The sequence below is a fragment of the Nocardioides sp. genome, assembly GCF_029937575.1.
Classification (GTDB): domain Bacteria; phylum Actinomycetota; class Actinomycetes; order Propionibacteriales; family Nocardioidaceae; genus Nocardioides.
The window spans coordinates 32,739-47,923 of record NZ_JAPYPS010000005.1; the positions used below are offsets into that span (position 1 = coordinate 32,739).

Below are 15,185 nucleotides of genomic sequence, written 5' to 3' on the forward strand. Positions count from 1 at the left end.
GCTCGTCACTCACGAGGCCCGACCCTGGTCGTTGGAGGTTTGCATGATCGACACGTTGGAAGCACCCGAGGTGGCCGAAAGGGCCTCCGCAGGCGAGACCGAGGCAGCGGCGCAGTCGTCGGCTTCCAAGACGCTCGCCCTGCTCGAGGCGATCACCAGGTCCGGGACCACGACGTTCGGCGTCACCGAGGTGGCCGCCGAGATCGGGGTGCCGAAAAGCACCGCGCACCGCCTGCTCAAGACGCTCGAGGGCCACGGTTTCGTGGGACGCAGCGGCGCTCGCTACCGTGTCGGCGGCTCGTTCTTCGAGCTCGTCGAGGCCGCGCGCTGGTCGGAGTTCGGCGAGCTGCGCGACGTCTCGCCGCGCCCCCTCGGCTGGCTCTTCGAGCGGGCTGACGCGATCGCGGTGCACATCGCGGTGCTCAGCGGCTCCGACGTGCTCTATCTCGACAAGCTGACCAGGCCGGCCGGCACCCGCCTCCCCAGTCGGGTCGGGGGCCGGTTCCCGGCGTCCTGCACCGCCCTTGGCAAAGCGATGCTCGCCTTCGGTCCAGGCGCTACCGTGCAGCGGGTGATCGACCAGCCGATGGCCCGCGCGACGCCCTACTCGGTCGTGCAGCGGCGGCAGTTCGTAGACCAGCTGACCTCGGCGCGTCGCACCGGATGGGCCGTGGAGCGCGAGGAGTCCTGCCACGGCACGATCTGCGTAGCCGCGCCGGTGCTGCACGGGGGCCGCGCCGTCGCAGCGGTCTCGCTGTGCGTGCCGACGATGGGCCTCGGTCGCGTCGCCGAGCAGCGGCTCGGCTCCTTCGGTCGACTCGCCGCGGAGGCCGCCCACCAGGTCGGCGAGCTGCTGCCCGCGTCGTGAACGCCGTCCTCGCTCCCGCCACCGTGTCCCAGGATCCCAGCCTGGCCGCCCTCGTGCGCCGCCGCGCCGTGACCGACCCGGACGCGCCGGCGCTGAGCTGCGACGAGACCACCCGCACCTGGGCGGAGCTCGCCGACCGGTGCTGCAGGTTGGCCCAGGGCCTGGTGGCGGCCGGCGTGCGACCGGGCGACCGGGTGGCCTTCCTCGGCCACAACGCGCCCGAGCACCTCGAACTCGTGTTCGGGGCGTGCATGGCCGGCGCTGTGAGCGTCGGGCTGAACTGGCGGCTCGCGCCGCGTGAGCTGGCTCAGGTGCTCGACCACGCGGGGGCCTCTCTCGTCGTGGTGGGCGAGGGCTTCGCCGCGACGATCGCCGAGCTGCGAGCTGACCTGCCCGCGCTGGTGACCGTCGTCGGGGTCGGCTACGACTACGAGGAGTGGCTGGCTGCCCAACCGCCGATCGATCCTCGCGTGGAGGTCTCGCCGGACGACACGGCGCTGATGATGTACACCTCGGGCACCACGGGCCTGCCCAAGGGCGTGATGTTCAGCCACCGCGCGTTCGCGGCCACGGTCGACATGGCCGGCCTGACCCGGGTCGGCCAAGGGTCGACGACCCTCGTCGCGATGCCGCTGTTCCACTCCGCCGGCATCTCGTTCGCGACGATGAGCCTCGGCGCCGGCGCCCACACGGTCATCGCTCGCGAGGCCAAGGTGTCGCTGCTGCTCGAGCTGCTCGAGCGGTGGCGGGTGACCGCGACGATGCTGGTGCCGGCGGTGCTCAAGTCGATCGTCGAGGTGCCCGGCGTGGAGCAGGTCGACCTGGGTGCGCTCGACACGATCGTCTACGCCGCCTCGCCGATCTCGCCCGAGTTGCTGCGCGCCTGTCTGGCGACCCTCGGCGCGCGGATGCTGCAGAACTACGGGCTCACCGAGACCCAGTGCGCCACGGTGCTGCTGCCCGAGGAGCACCTCGACCCCGAACGACCGCACCTCCTGGAGTCGGCCGGGCGTGCCCTCGACACCACGCGCGTCGAGATCCGCGACCCCGAGGGCACGCTGTGCGCCGAGAACGAGGTAGGCGAGGTCTGGGTGCTTACCGCCACCAACATGAGCGGGTACTGGCACGACCCGGAGCAGACGGCGCTCGCGATCGATCCGGACGGGTTCGTTCGCACCGGGGACGCCGGCTTCCTGCGCGAGGGATACCTCTTCCTGTGCGACCGGCTCAAGGACATGATCGTGAGTGGCGCCGAGAACGTCTACCCCGTCGAGGTCGAGCACGTCCTGGCCGAACACCCCGACGTGCACGACGTGGCGGTCATCGGCGTGCCCTCCGAGCGGTGGGGTGAGACCGTGCTCGCGTTCGTCGTACGCCGCCCCGCGGCCGACCTCGACGCGGCCGGCCTGATCGCGTTCGGTCGCGAGCGACTGGCGGCGTACAAGTGCCCCACGCTCGTCGAGTTCGTCGACGAGCTGCCGCGCAACCCCTCCGGGAAGATCCTGAAGCGGGTGCTCCGCGAGCCGTTCTGGGCCGGGCGCACTCGTCGCATCGGCTGAATCGCGGACCGCGCCGGGCTCCGCGAGCTGGAGCGTTCCGACGCCTAGAACACGTCCTGACGTGCGCTGTCGCGCTGCGCCATATTCGCCGGGTACGTCCCCCAGCAAGCGAAAGGTGGGCCATGGAGCGCGAGGCACCCCTCCCCAGGATCGAGCCGCGACACTTCGTCGCCGAACTCGAGGGCGCGGGCCCGGTCGAGGTCGCCGAGGTCAGGCTGACCGGCATCCCGCGCGGAGCCGTCGCGCTGCTGTGCGGGGGCGACGGGCTCGCGACCCAGGCACCTGAGGTGATGAACGCCCTGGCCGAGCACGGCTACGAGACTCTCGCCGTCGACCTCGGCTCCGGGTCCTTGGCGCGCGCGGACGCCGTCGCGGCCGTGCGCTCCCTGCTGGCCCTTCTCGGGGAGCGCGGGTGGGGGGCCGAGCAGGTCGGCGTGGTCGGTTACGGTGCTGGTGGCACGGCGGCGTTCGCCGCTGCCGGGGCGCTGAGCCTGGGCGCCGCCATCAGCCTGTCGCCGCGCGACGTCCTAGCAGAGCCGGTCGCGTTGACCAGCACGCCCTGGCTGGGGATGTTCGGCGAGCACGACGAGCACACGACCCCCGAGTCCGTCGTGGAGCTCGGCCGACGTCTGGCCGACGCGCCGTGCTTTTCGCGCGTCGTGATCTACCCGGGCGTCGGCGCGGACTACTTCCGAGGCGCCGCCGACGCGCTCGGCCACGCGGCCGCGTTCGACTCCTGGCAGCGCCTCGTGGAGTGGCTCAACGCCCGCGTCAGCCCGCGACTCTCGCCGTATGCCGAGCTCTGGGAGCTGCGGCGCGACCCGTCCGACCCGTCACCCGAAGGAAGTGTGCGATGACCCAGACCCCGACAGCACCCACCGAGGCGTTCCGCTTCATCGACGACGACCGTGAGTCGCCGCGATTCCGCGTCAATCGGCGCGCGATGGTCGACCCGGAGGTGTTCGACCGCGAGCGCGACCGGATCTTCGGCCAGGTCTGGCTATACGTCGGCCACGAGACCGAGCTGAGCAAGCCCCACGACTTCAAGACCCGCGACGTCGCCGGACGACCGGTCATCTTCGCTCGCGACAAGGCCGGGGCGATCCAGGTCTGGATCAACTCCTGTCCCCACCGCGGGGCGATGATCTGCCGCGAGCCCGCAGGCAACGCCCGCTTCATGACGTGCTTCTACCACGGCTGGAGCTTCAACACCTCGGGCAAGCTGGTCTCGGTGCCGGGCGACACGTCGTACGGCCCGGGGTTTCAACGCCCAGGCCTGGCCTCGCCGGCCCGCCTCGACTCCTACCGCGGGTTCGTGTTCATCAGCTTCAACCCCGACGTCGAGGACCTCGTCGACTACCTCGCCGAGGCGAAGGAGTTCCTGGACCTCGTCTGCGACCAGTCGGAGGTCGGGATGCAGGTGCTCGAGGGCACCCACGAGTACTCGGTCAAGGCCAACTGGAAGCTGCTCGTCGAGAACAGCTACGACGGCTACCACGCGGTCTCGACCCACCAGCGCTACTTCGAGATGGTGACGGCGTCCGGCGTCGAGCTGGATGCCGCCACCCTCGGCGACTCGATCGGCGTCGACCTCGGCAACGGTCACGGCGCCTCGGTTGGCGGGCCCGGCACCGGCGGCGTCTTCGGCCGGCCGCTCTCGCAGGCCGGGGAGGCCGAGAAAGAGGAGCGCTTCGAGGGCTTCCGCACCAAGTACGGCGGGGCATGGGTCGACCGGATGACCGGTGCACGCAACCTGGTGATATTCCCCAACCTCGTGGTAATCGACCTGGTGATGGGGGTCGTGATCCGCAAGATCGACCCGATCCGGCCCGACTACATGGAGGTCACGGCCTGGGAGATGGTGCCGCCGGAGGAGGGCGAGGAGCTGAAGAAGCAGCGCCTGGACAACTTCTTGACCTTCTGGGGCCCGGGCGGGCTCGCCTCCCCCGACGACGTCGAGGCACTCGAGACGTGCCAGCGGTCGTTCGCGGCGCACCGGGAGCTCGAGTGGTCCGATGTCTCCCGCGGGATGTCGAGCCCGGTGGCCCTGGGCTCCGACGAGCTGCAGATGCGCACGTGGTGGCGCCGCTGGGACCAGCTCGTCAACGACCGGGAGCACCCCGTCGAGCCCCACGAGCCGCCGAGCGCGCGCTTCCGCGGCGAGCGCGCCGAGCTGCAGGAGCAGACCACCGCGGGTTGAGCCAGCCCCCCGTCACCCTCAGCCGAGCGCAGCCCTGCGGGCACGCTCGGCTGAGTCGTTTCCGGGGCCGGGCGCTGGCCGTCCAGTTGCTCGGCGTGGCGTTCCGTCCCACGGGATCGGTGTTTCGCGCGCCGCCCGCATGTGGGTCAGGCTCCGACAGTCCGCCCGTTCGGGCTCTCAGGGCCGCCCTGGCAGCGGCCACGTTCCAACCGCCGGAACTTCGCATGGAGCCTGAAATGTCGCCCACGTCACACTGCAGCACCGAGCACCAGGAGGACCACCGTGACCAGACTCGTCGTCGATGACCTGTCGATGCGCTTTGGAGGCATCACCGCGCTCGATGGGCTGTCCCTGACCATCGAGCGGGGTCAGATCTGCGGGCTGATCGGTCCCAACGGGGCCGGCAAGACCACGCTCTTCAACTGCGTCAGCCGGATCTACCAGCCCGACGAGGGCCGGATCCTGCTCGACGACCTCGACCTGCTGAGCGTGCCCGCCCACGGGATCGCGGCCAAGGGCGTCGCCCGCACGTTTCAGAACCTCGGGCTCTTCCCGTCGCTGAACTTCCTCGAGAACACCATGGCCGGCGCCTACCCGCGCGGGCGTACCGGATTCGTCCGGGCACTGACCCGGGTCGGAGTCCGCCGCGAGGAACGCACCATCCGCGCTGATGCCTATCGGCTCCTGGAGTTTCTCGAGCTGGAGCACCTGGCGTTCACGCCCGCCGCAGACCAGCCCTTCGGCACCCTCAAGCGTCTCGAGCTGGCCCGCGCTCTCGCCGCTCGGCCGCAGCTGCTGCTGCTCGACGAACCGGCAGGTGGTCTGACCCATGCCGAGGTCGACGAGCTCGCCCAGACGATCAAGCGGGTGCGCGACGAGCTCGGCCTCACCGTGCTGCTGGTCGAGCACCACATGGCGATGGTCATGGGCATCTCCGATCAGGTCGTGGCAATGAACTTCGGCAAGAAGATCGCCGAGGGTACGCCGGCCGAGGTGCGCCAGCACCCCGAGGTCGTCGCTGCCTACCTGGGGACGCGCGCATGAGTCTCCTGCGGATCAGCGCCATGCAGGCCGGGTACGGCGCCGGCGACGTGCTCCACGGCGTTGACCTCACCGTTGAGGAAGGCGAGATCGTGGTCGTGCTCGGCGCCAACGGCGCCGGCAAGACCACCCTGATGCGGGCCGTCTCGGGCATGATCGCGCGGCGCGGCACGATCGAGCTCGACGGCAGGAGCATCATCAAGGCCTCCGCCGACGCGATCGTGCGCGACGGCCTCGCGCAGGTGCCGCAGGGTCGTGGCACCGTCGTCGACCTCACCGTCGAGGAGAACCTCCGAGCCGGCGCCCACGTACGCAAGGGGAAGGGCCTCGCCGAGGACCTCGAGCGGTGGTACACGACGTACCCAAGACTGGCGGAGCGGCGCAAGCAGAAGGCCGGGCTCCTCTCGGGTGGCGAGCAGCAGATGCTCGCCATCTCGCGGGCGATGATGAGCCGGCCGCGGCTGCTGCTGTGCGACGAGCCGAGCCTTGGTCTCTCGCCCCTCCTCACTGAGGAGCTCTTCGCCTCGCTGAGGCAGATCAACGCAGAGCTCGGGATGTCGATCCTCGTGGTCGAGCAGAATGCCATGATCGCCCTGGAGATCGCTGCGCGCGGCTACCTCCTCGAGGTCGGGGTGATGGGCGCTGCGCGTCCGGCCGCCGAATTCGCAAGCGACGACTCAATCCGCGCCGCCTACCTGGGAGCGTGAGACGCACGCCATGGATCTTCTGATCGCTCGTATCGTCGACGGTTTCAACAACGGCGTGGTCTACGGCTTCCTGGCCTTGGCGCTCGTGTGCGTCTACCGCGGCACCGGCCACCTCAACCTCGCACAAGGTGAGATGGCGATGTTCTCCGCATTCATCGCCTACGCCTTGCACGCCGTCGGCTTTCCGGTCGTGCTCGCCATCCTGGGTGCGGTGGCGATCGGCTTCATCGCCGGCGGGGTCGTGGAGCGGGTGCTGATCCGACCACTGGGTCACGGTGCTGACTACTCGATCCTTCTGGTCACGATCGGCCTGTTCCTGGTGCTCAACGCCGGGGCCGGGGTGATCTGGGGCGGTGACCCGCTGACCTTTCCGGCGGCCGTGCCCTCCGCGCCCGACGACTACATCTCCTTCTTCGGCACTCGGCTGCGCTACCAGCAGCTGCTGATCCTCGCGGTGCTCCTCGTCGTGATGACGGCGCTCTACCTGCTCTTCAAGTACACCCGCCTTGGCCTGGCCATGCGGGTCACCGCGGGCAACCCCGACAGCGCCCGCCTCCTCGGCATGCGGGTCAACCAGATCAACTCCCTCGGCTGGGCGCTCGCCGCCGCAGTGGGGGCGCTCGTCGGAGGGTTGATCTCACCGTCGACGACGCTGACGACGGGCATGATGTTCAACTTCCTGATCTACGCCGCCGCGGCGGCAACCCTCGGCGGCTTCGACAGCCCCGGCGGCGCGGTGCTCGCGGGCATCGTGCTGGGCGTCCTGGAGAACCTCATCGGCAGCTACATCTCGTGGGTCGGTTCCGACCTCAAGCAGGCGGTCGCCCTCGTCATCCTCCTCGGGGTCCTCATGGTCAGACCGACCGGACTTTTCGGCACCAAGAAAGTGGAGCGAGTCTGATGGCCCTTCCTCTGGAGATTCGCGCCGGCAGCCGCGTCGACCTCTCATGGCGCCTGGGCCGGGTGCTCGGCATCGTGCTGCTGGTCGTCACGACGCCCTACCTGGTTGAGACCTTCCGACTGAGCCAGATCACCGGCGCCCTGATCCTGGCCATCGCGGTCGTCGGGCTCAACCTGCTGTCGGGCTTCGCAGGGCAGATCTCACTCGGTCACGCGGCGTTCTTCGGGATCGGCGCCTACACGACCGGGGTCATGACCGTCACCTACGACTACGGGGTGGTGACGTCGATCGTCGCCGGGATGGCGCTGTGCTTCGTCGTCGGGGTCGTGGTGGGCCTGCCGGCCCTGCGGGTGCAGGGCATGTACCTCGCCCTGGTCACGCTCGCGGTGGGGGTGCTCCTTCCGAGTCTGATCCGGCGCTTCGACGACCTGACCGGGGGCTCCTCGGGGCTCTTCGGCATGACGTTCGACGCACCCGAGGGGATCACCTACTTCGTGGGACGGGCCGGGCAGACGGTGTGGCTCTACTACGTCACCGTCGTGGCCCTGTTGCTGTCGTGCCTGGTGGTGTGGAACCTGATGACCGGTCGCGTCGGCCGTGCCGTGATCACGCTGCGCGACAACGAGGCGGCAGCCACGGTCATGGGGGTCAACCGGGCGTTCGTGCGCACGGTCGTCTTCGGAATCTCGGCGGCGATCGCCGGGCTCGCCGGAAGTCTGTTCGCGGTCAACTCCGGCGTGCTGACGCCCGAGACGGTGAGTCTCCTGCTCACGATCAACCTGCTTGTCGCGATGGTGCTCGGCGGGAGCGGCAGCTTCTGGGGACCGGTGTTCGGCGCCTTCATCATCTACTTCGTGCCGGTGTGGACCAGCGATCTCAGCCAGGGTCCGATCTCGGGGGTCATCTTCGGTGCCCTGGTGATCGCGCTCGTCTTCGTGCTGCCGGGAGGGCTCGCCGGCGGTCTCACCTCGCTGCTGCGACGCCTGGTCATCGTCGTGCCGCAGCCGCCTACCCAGGGCGAGGTCGACCAGACCTCGTCGCTTCCCGACGACCTCTCCGACGACCCCGCCGGGTTCGAGGCAGAACCGACCACCGACCCGGAGCCGAGACCGGCCGCCAGACTGGCCCGCCGCTAGCGGGCCACGCCGAGCCCGACGTCCTTCGGGGGACATCGCAAGTCCAGCACGTCAGTCCATCACCCACCTGCGGCCGGGAGTGGCACCCGCCGCTGCCCCGCAAGAATCACCCGAGAAGGAACCGCCATGCCCAAGAGAACACCACTGCTCGCCCTGGTCGCGACCGTGACGGCCATCGCCGTCACCGCCTGTGGCGGCGCCCCAGGCGCCGAGGAAGGCGGCTCGTCCTCCGACAACAGCGATGCCGCGAGCGCCGCCGCCGAGGTGCTCGGCATCGATCTGGCGGAGTGCCCGGCCGACGTCACCGACCCTCTGCCGGCCGAGGCGAACGTCGGCCTCACACTGCCGTTGACCGGGGGTCCGGCGACCGCGTTCGCGGTCCTGGGGCCCGGTGCGGAAGCCGCCCTCGAGCAGGCGAACGCCGAGGCGGGTCTCGACACGAAGTTCAACCTCATCCAGAAGGACGACCAGTTCCTCCCGGACAAGACCGTCGCCGCGGTGCAGGAGCTGATCCAACAGGACGAGGTCGTAGCGATGACCGGGGTCACCGGTACCGCCGCCGTGCTGGCGATCCGCGACCTGCTCAAGCGGGACTGCATCCCCGGGGTCAGCCTGCCGGGCGGTGGCGCCGGCGCCGCCGACCCCGACTACCCCGAGGTCGTGCAGGGCGCGACGCCGTTCTCCCTGGACGCACGCATCTGGGTCGAGAGCGTCAACGAGCAGTTCCCCGACGGCGCCAAAATCGCCACCTTCATCGGCAACACCGAGTCGGGCAACGACTACGCCCTCCAGATCGACCGCTGGCTGGAGGAGACAGACTCCAAGAGCGAGATCGTCTCGGCCGAGACGATCGAAGCGGCCGACGCCGCGGCCCCATCCTCGCAGGTGACCACGATGCGCAACAGCGACGCAGACGTGCTCTTCGCCGCCCCGACCGGTGCACAGTGCATCTCGGTCCTGACCGAGGCAGCCAACCAAGGTTGGAAGCCGGTGACCTACCTGACGACCAACTGCGGCTCGTCGACGTACCTCGGGGCCACTGGCCCCGCCGGCGAGGGCGTGCTCGTGGTGCAGCCGTTCAAGGACATCAACTCGCCGCGGTTCGCTGACGACGAGGGAGTCGCCGAGGTGCGTGCGGCCCTGGAGAAGTACTCACCGGACGCCGACCTCGAGAACACCACGACCTACAGCGGCTACACCTACGCCGAGGCCCTCGTGGAGGCCGCCAGGGCCGCTGCCGACTCCGAGCTCGGCCTCAGCAGGCTGGGGATCATCGTCGCCGCACGTCAGCTCGACTTCCACTCGCCGATGCTGGTCGACGGGGTCGACTTCACCGTCGACGGGCTGGAGGACATGGTGCCGATCGAGGCCGCCGAGCTCAACGCGTGGTCGGTCGACGAGGGCGGCTTCGTGCAGGGCGAGCTCTACGACTTCGAGGGCCAGCTCACCGAGCAGTAGGCCCCGACTCGCCCGCACCGGCACGCGACGCGGCCCGGCCACCTCCCGGTGGCCGGGCCACGGTGTGTTCCACGGGGCAGAACGTGGCCTGGGGTGCGCCCCCGCCCGCAGCGAGACTTCACGACATGACAGCGAAAGGATCCACGGTGAGCAAGCGCCTGTTCGCCTGCCCCGTCGACGGTCTGCCACCCGGCACGTCGATGACACTCGACGGAACGCAGCCGCCGATTGCCCTGCACCGCACCGAGCAGGGTCGCTTCTTCGCGACTGCCGACACCTGCACGCACGAGGAGTGGTCGCTCGGCGACGAGGGAGACCTCGAGGGCGACGAGCTCGTCTGCCCCCTCCACCTCGCGCGCTTTGACCTCGTCACCGGCAAGCCGCTGTGCCTGCCGGCGACCCTCGCGCTCGACGTCTACGACGTCGTGATCGAGGGCGACCGGGTCTTCGTCGTCACTGCCGTCTGACCGTGAGTCGCCCGCTGCGCATCGCGTCGCTGGCCGACCTTCCACCCGGCGGGAGCCTGCTCGTCGCGCGGGCTCTCACCGGGCTCGACGACGACGTGGCGCTGCTGCGCGAGCAGGACGGCACCGTGCACGCGGTCGACGACTCCTGCACCCATTGGATCGCCTCGCTCGCACGAGGCTGGGTGCGCGACGGGTGCGTCGTGTGCCCGGCCCACGCGGCGACCTACGACCTACGCACGGGCGTGGAGCTGACAACAGCGCACCTGCCGCCCGTGCGGGTGCACCGTCTCGCGGTGTGCGGCGACGACATCTACCTGGTCCAGGACAAGGGAGCCGGCTAGCCCCCCCGCGGGCCGGTGTGCCGGTTCCAGCCAGCGGTACTCCGCGTTGTCGCGGTCACGGCGCGAGACGAAGGTGGACGTCGTGAGCATCCTCGTCGTCGGCGCCTCCGTCGCAGGTCTTCGCACAGTCCAGGCCTTGCGCATGAAGGGGTATTCCGGACCCATCACCCTGCTCGGCGAGGAGCCGCACCCGCCCTACGACAAGCCGCCGCTCTCCAAGGAGATGCTGCTGCCCGACGGCGACGGGGAAGCCATCCTTCTGGCCACCGAGGAGCAGCTGACCGAGCTCGACGTCGACCTCCGCCTCGGTGTCCGAGCGGCCGCGCTGGACGTCGCCGCCCGCACCGTGACGACCGTGGATGGCGAGGCGGTCGGCTTCGAGCGGCTCGTGATCGCCACCGGTGCCACCCCGCGCCGGCTGCCCGGCACCGAGCACCTCGCCGGGGTGCACACGATCCGCACTGCCGAGGACGCCGTAGCGTTGCGCACCGCGCTTCCTGGGGCCTCCGACGTGGTGGTCGTCGGGGCAGGCTTCATCGGCGCCGAGTTCGCTGCCGCGGTTCGTCTGCACGGGGCCACCGCGACCCTGGTGGAGGCCCAGACTGTGCCGCTGGCCCACGTGCTCGGCGCCGAGGTCGGGCGGCGTCTCGCCGACATCCACGCAGCACAGGGCAACACGCTCCTCACCGGCATCGGCGTGGCCCACATCGAGGGGGACGAACGCGTGCAGGCCGTCGTGCTGACCGACGGACGGCGACTCCCGGCGGACCTGGTCGTGGTCGGGATCGGCGCCGTCCCCGCCACCGACTGGCTGGAGTCGTCAGGGCTGCCGATCGCCGACGGGGTGGAATGCGAGGCCGACCTGCGCGTGATCGGCACCGACGGCATCTACGCCGCCGGTGACGTCGCCCGGTGGCCGCACGCCCACTACGGCTTCGACGTGCGCATCGAGCACTGGACCAACGCCAACGAGCACGCCGACCTGGTCGCGTCCGCGATCACCGGCTCGCCGCCGCCGCGCACCCAGCTGCCCTACGTCTGGTCCGACCAGTACGGCCACCGGATCCAGATCGTCGGGCGCCCAAACATGGGTCGCTCCGCTCACCTGGTCGGCACCGTCGCCGATGGCGACCTGCTCGCGGCCTTCACCGACGAGGGTGGTGCGCTCGTCGGTGCCGTCGTGGTCGACGACGTCCGCGCGTTCATGAAATGCCGCAAGGCGATCGCGGCCCGCGCCCCGTGGACCGGCGTCGGACTCGTCGCGACCCGCTGAGCCACGTCGCCCGACTTGACCTCAACCCGACCCAGCAACCGAAGGAGAGTTCCATGGCGTTGACCGAAGAAGGCCTGATCGAGGTGCCCGGCATGATGAGTCGCTGGGTGCGACTCGCCAGCGGGGCCAAGGCCCACTACATGACCTCCGGCACCACCGGCCCGGCCGTAATTCTTCTGCACGGCGGTCTCCCGGGCTCCTCCGGCACGGCGGGCTGGCGCTTCATGGCGCCGTTCCTCGGCGACAACGGGTTCCGGGTCTACTGCCCCGACATGCCGGCGTTCGGTCTCTCCGACGACCGCGAGGAATACCGCCCGCGCGGCATCCACGACTTCGTGGACTTCATTCACGAGTTCGCCAACGCGCTGTGCCTGGACGAGTTCCACATCGCCGGAAACTCGATGGGGTGCATGAACTCCACCAACTATCTCGTCGCCCACCCCGAGCGGGTGCTGAGCTTCGCCCTCATCGCCGGTGACATCGGCGACGTCGTGCCCGCGGGGCTCAAGCCGCCGGCCAAGGTCGAACTCACTGCCTACGACGGCACGAAGGAGGGGATGCGCCGGATGATGGAGGCGATCATCTACCGCGGCGAGGTCATCAGCGACGACCTCATCGACATGCGCTTCGCCGCTGGCGAGCGCGGCAAGGCCGGGCACGCTTCGTTCTGGCCCTCGCTGCTGCAGTACGGCCGGATCATCCCGTGGGAGGACCCCCGCATCGAGGCCCGACTGTCGACCAAGGGACGGCTGGACAAGATCGGCGTGCCCGGCATCTACCTCTACGGCACGGAGGACGTGCTGACCCCCGTCGAGTGGGGCTTCGAGCAGGAGAAGGTGCTGCCGGACGTGCAGTTCTTCTACCCCGAGGAGTGCGGCCACCAGGGTCAGACCGATCGGCCAGACCTGTTCAACCCGGTCTTCCTGGAGTTCTTCCGCGACGGCCAAGTCTCGCGCCAAACCGCGGACGCCGCCGGCGTGTCCAAGCTCCGTCCGGAGAACCCGGCCCTGGTCGCCCAGGTCTGATCGCACTACCACCGCGCAGCACTCACACGTATCAGGAGAAGGCACATGTCAGACGCGATCGGGCTGGGCATCACCCACTACCCGCTGCTCGCAGGAGCCGACACCCACATGGCCAACCTGCTCAAGGCGACGTTGACCGACCCGGACATCCCCGAAGAGCTCAAGGACCCATCGACCTGGTCCGAGCAGGCCCAGAGCGAGTGGGGCGACGACCAGGGCACCGCGGCCGCGGCCGGTCACCGCACGCAGCTTCTCTCGGGACTGGCGAAATGCCGCGCCGAGCTCGACGCGTTCAATCCCGACGTGGTCGTCGTCTGGGGCGACGACCAGTACGAGAACTTCCGCGAGGAAGTGATCCCGTCGTTCTGCGTGCTGGCCTACGAGGACACCGACATCGACCCGTTCGCGGTGCTAGGACTGATGAAGATCCCCAACGCCTGGGGGCTGCCCGACAACCAGTCGTTCACCATGCGGGGCGCGCCGACCTACGCCAAGGGGCTGGTCAGCGACGTGCTCGGGGACGGAATCGACTGTGCCTACTCCTACCGCAAGCGTGAGGAGTCCCACTTCCCGCACGCGTTCGCCAACACCCAGATCTTTCTCGACTTCGACCACGTCGGGACGCAGTTCGCCTACCCGATGGTCCCGATCGCTGTGAACTGCTACGGCGAGCACGTCATCGCCCGCAAGGGCGGGCTGGCGCGCTTCGCCGAGATCAACCAGGGCGAGTCGCTCGACCCGCCGGGGCCGTCGCCGAAGCGATGCTTCGAGTTCGGCCGGGCGGTCGGGCGCTCGGTGCGCGAGGGCGACAAGCGGGTTGCGCTGGTGGCGTCGTCGAGCTGGTCGCACGCGTTCCTCTACGACAAGGGGTGGCACCTGCGCCCCGACACCGAGTCCGACCAGGCGCTCTACGACGCCATGCTCAGGGGCGACTACGACGCCTGGGAGGCGGTCACGGCCAGGGAGGTCGTCGAGGCCGGCCAGCACGAGATGCTCAACTGGTTCTGTCTGCTCGGCGCGGTGCAGGAGCTGGGCCTCGAGCTGGACTGGAGCGACTTCGTCACCACGGAGGTCTTCAACTCCAACAAGACGTTCGCGATCTTCAAGTGAGCGCTGTCCCGACGGTGGAGGCGGCGGCCGGACGGCTGCCGCTCAGCCTCGACGAGGTGACGCCGGACTGGCTCACGGGGGCGCTCCACGACCACTTCCCGGGCGCGGTCGTCACCGGCGTGCGGCGGGACCGGGAGTTCTTCGGCACAGCCGCGTCGGCCCGCCTCCACCTCGAGTACGCCCCCGGGGGGCGCCCCGGGCCGGCGAGCGTGCACATCAAGGGCGGCTTCGACGACACCTGGCGCAAGCGGGTGTGGATGGCGCTTCAGCAGGAGGTGCACTTCTATCGCGACTTCGCCGACGACGTTGAGCTCAACCTGTCTCAGGTCTACTTCGCCGACCTCGACGACTCCCCGCAGGGCGTGCTCGTGATGGAGGACCTGGCCGCGCGCGGGGTGAGCTTCGGACAGAACATGCTCCCGGTGACGGCCGACCACGTGGCCGGCGTGCTGGAGTCCGTCGCCGGCATGCACGCAGCCTGGTGGGGCTCGCCCCGGCTGGCGCAGATGAGCGGCTGGGAGCAGCCGCAGCGCACATTCCTGAAGTACCTCCTGCGCCCCAATCACTGGGACGTGCTGGTCAACTGGACCAACGGCGACCTGCTGCTTGAAGCCGTCGGGACTGCGGAGAACGGGATTGCGGCCTTGGAGAAGCTGTGGGCATGGTGCGACGCCCAACCCCGCACGCTCGTGCACGGCGACCTGCACGGCGGCAACATCTTCTACGAGCCCGACGGTCGCCCCGGCTTCCTCGACTGGCAGTTGTGCTTCGGCGGCACCTACTCCCACGACATGGCGTGGATCATCATCACGGCCTTGACCGTGGAGCAGCGGCGGGCGCACGAGCGCGACCTCGTCGCGACCTACCGCGACGCCCTGCGAGGCGCGGGCGGACCTGCCCCTACCGCGAGCGACATGTGGGTCGCCTACCGCCGCCAAACCGCCCACGCCATCGCGTCCTACGGCTCGGTGCCCCGCGACAACGGACCGGAGGCGGTGCTCGAGGAGGCCGGACTCAGGGCGTTCTCCGCGGCGATCGACCACGACGTGCTTGGGGTCCTGGGCATCACGCGCCAGGGCGGTTCGCGGTAGCAGGTCAT

Annotated in this window: 15 protein-coding genes; all 15 read left to right on the top strand. The window is 69.8% G+C overall.

Annotated features, from left to right (window positions below; all coding sequences use genetic code 11):
- Positions 1-43: 43 nt before the first annotated feature.
- The 15 genes from Q1K33_RS03095 to Q1K33_RS03165 all read left to right on the top strand — a co-directional run bounded on the left by Q1K33_RS03095 (position 44) and on the right by Q1K33_RS03165 (position 15,177).
- The gene (locus Q1K33_RS03095; RefSeq protein ID WP_300400467.1) at positions 44-868 is read left to right on the top strand and encodes an IclR family transcriptional regulator; all 825 of its coding nucleotides are present in this window, start codon (positions 44-46) and stop codon (positions 866-868) included.
- A complete protein-coding gene (locus Q1K33_RS03100) occupies positions 865-2,427 on the top strand; it encodes a long-chain-fatty-acid--CoA ligase (protein WP_300400470.1) in 1,563 nt (520 codons plus the stop codon). Before Q1K33_RS03095 ends, Q1K33_RS03100 begins: the two co-directional genes overlap by 4 nt.
- Positions 2,428-2,549: 122 nt before the next feature.
- A complete protein-coding gene (locus Q1K33_RS03105; RefSeq protein WP_300400472.1) occupies positions 2,550-3,284 on the top strand; it encodes a dienelactone hydrolase family protein in 735 nt (244 codons plus the stop codon).
- Positions 3,281-4,627: an aromatic ring-hydroxylating dioxygenase subunit alpha gene (locus Q1K33_RS03110; RefSeq protein ID WP_300400474.1), complete on the top strand. Its 1,347-nt coding sequence runs from the start codon at positions 3,281-3,283 to the stop codon at positions 4,625-4,627. Before Q1K33_RS03105 ends, Q1K33_RS03110 begins: the two co-directional genes overlap by 4 nt.
- 282 nt (positions 4,628-4,909) lie before the next feature.
- The gene (locus Q1K33_RS03115; RefSeq protein WP_300400476.1) at positions 4,910-5,671 is read left to right on the top strand and encodes an ABC transporter ATP-binding protein; all 762 of its coding nucleotides are present in this window, start codon (positions 4,910-4,912) and stop codon (positions 5,669-5,671) included.
- The gene (locus Q1K33_RS03120) at positions 5,668-6,375 is read left to right on the top strand and encodes an ABC transporter ATP-binding protein (protein ID WP_300400478.1); all 708 of its coding nucleotides are present in this window, start codon (positions 5,668-5,670) and stop codon (positions 6,373-6,375) included. The genes Q1K33_RS03115 and Q1K33_RS03120 overlap by 4 nt, the downstream gene beginning before the upstream one ends.
- 10 nt (positions 6,376-6,385) lie before the next feature.
- Positions 6,386-7,276 (top strand): branched-chain amino acid ABC transporter permease, encoded by an 891-nt coding sequence (locus tag Q1K33_RS03125; protein WP_300400480.1) that lies wholly within the window; start codon positions 6,386-6,388, stop codon positions 7,274-7,276.
- Positions 7,276-8,412, top strand: a complete 1,137-nt coding sequence (locus Q1K33_RS03130) for a branched-chain amino acid ABC transporter permease (protein WP_300400483.1) — start codon at positions 7,276-7,278, stop codon at positions 8,410-8,412. The genes Q1K33_RS03125 and Q1K33_RS03130 overlap by 1 nt, the downstream gene beginning before the upstream one ends.
- A 126-nt stretch (positions 8,413-8,538) precedes the next feature.
- Positions 8,539-9,870 carry an ABC transporter substrate-binding protein gene (locus tag Q1K33_RS03135; RefSeq protein ID WP_300400485.1) on the top strand — a complete coding sequence of 444 codons (1,332 nt, stop codon included), beginning with the start codon at positions 8,539-8,541 and terminating at the stop codon, positions 9,868-9,870.
- A gap of 146 nt (positions 9,871-10,016) precedes the next feature.
- Positions 10,017-10,337: a non-heme iron oxygenase ferredoxin subunit gene (locus Q1K33_RS03140; protein ID WP_300400487.1), complete on the top strand. Its 321-nt coding sequence runs from the start codon at positions 10,017-10,019 to the stop codon at positions 10,335-10,337.
- A 2-nt stretch (positions 10,338-10,339) separates the two neighbouring features.
- The gene (locus Q1K33_RS03145) at positions 10,340-10,678 is read left to right on the top strand and encodes a Rieske 2Fe-2S domain-containing protein (protein WP_300400489.1); all 339 of its coding nucleotides are present in this window, start codon (positions 10,340-10,342) and stop codon (positions 10,676-10,678) included.
- Positions 10,679-10,760: 82 nt separating this feature from the next.
- Complete coding sequence (locus Q1K33_RS03150) at positions 10,761-11,951, top strand: FAD-dependent oxidoreductase (protein ID WP_300400491.1); 1,191 nt, start codon at positions 10,761-10,763, stop codon at positions 11,949-11,951.
- A 53-nt stretch (positions 11,952-12,004) separates the two neighbouring features.
- Positions 12,005-12,976 (top strand): alpha/beta hydrolase, encoded by a 972-nt coding sequence (locus tag Q1K33_RS03155; protein ID WP_300400494.1) that lies wholly within the window; start codon positions 12,005-12,007, stop codon positions 12,974-12,976.
- Between the two features lie 45 nt (positions 12,977-13,021).
- Positions 13,022-14,086 (top strand): extradiol ring-cleavage dioxygenase, encoded by a 1,065-nt coding sequence (locus Q1K33_RS03160; protein WP_300400496.1) that lies wholly within the window; start codon positions 13,022-13,024, stop codon positions 14,084-14,086.
- Complete coding sequence (locus Q1K33_RS03165; RefSeq protein ID WP_300400499.1) at positions 14,083-15,177, top strand: phosphotransferase; 1,095 nt, start codon at positions 14,083-14,085, stop codon at positions 15,175-15,177. The genes Q1K33_RS03160 and Q1K33_RS03165 overlap by 4 nt, the downstream gene beginning before the upstream one ends.
- Positions 15,178-15,185 lie beyond the last annotated feature (8 nt).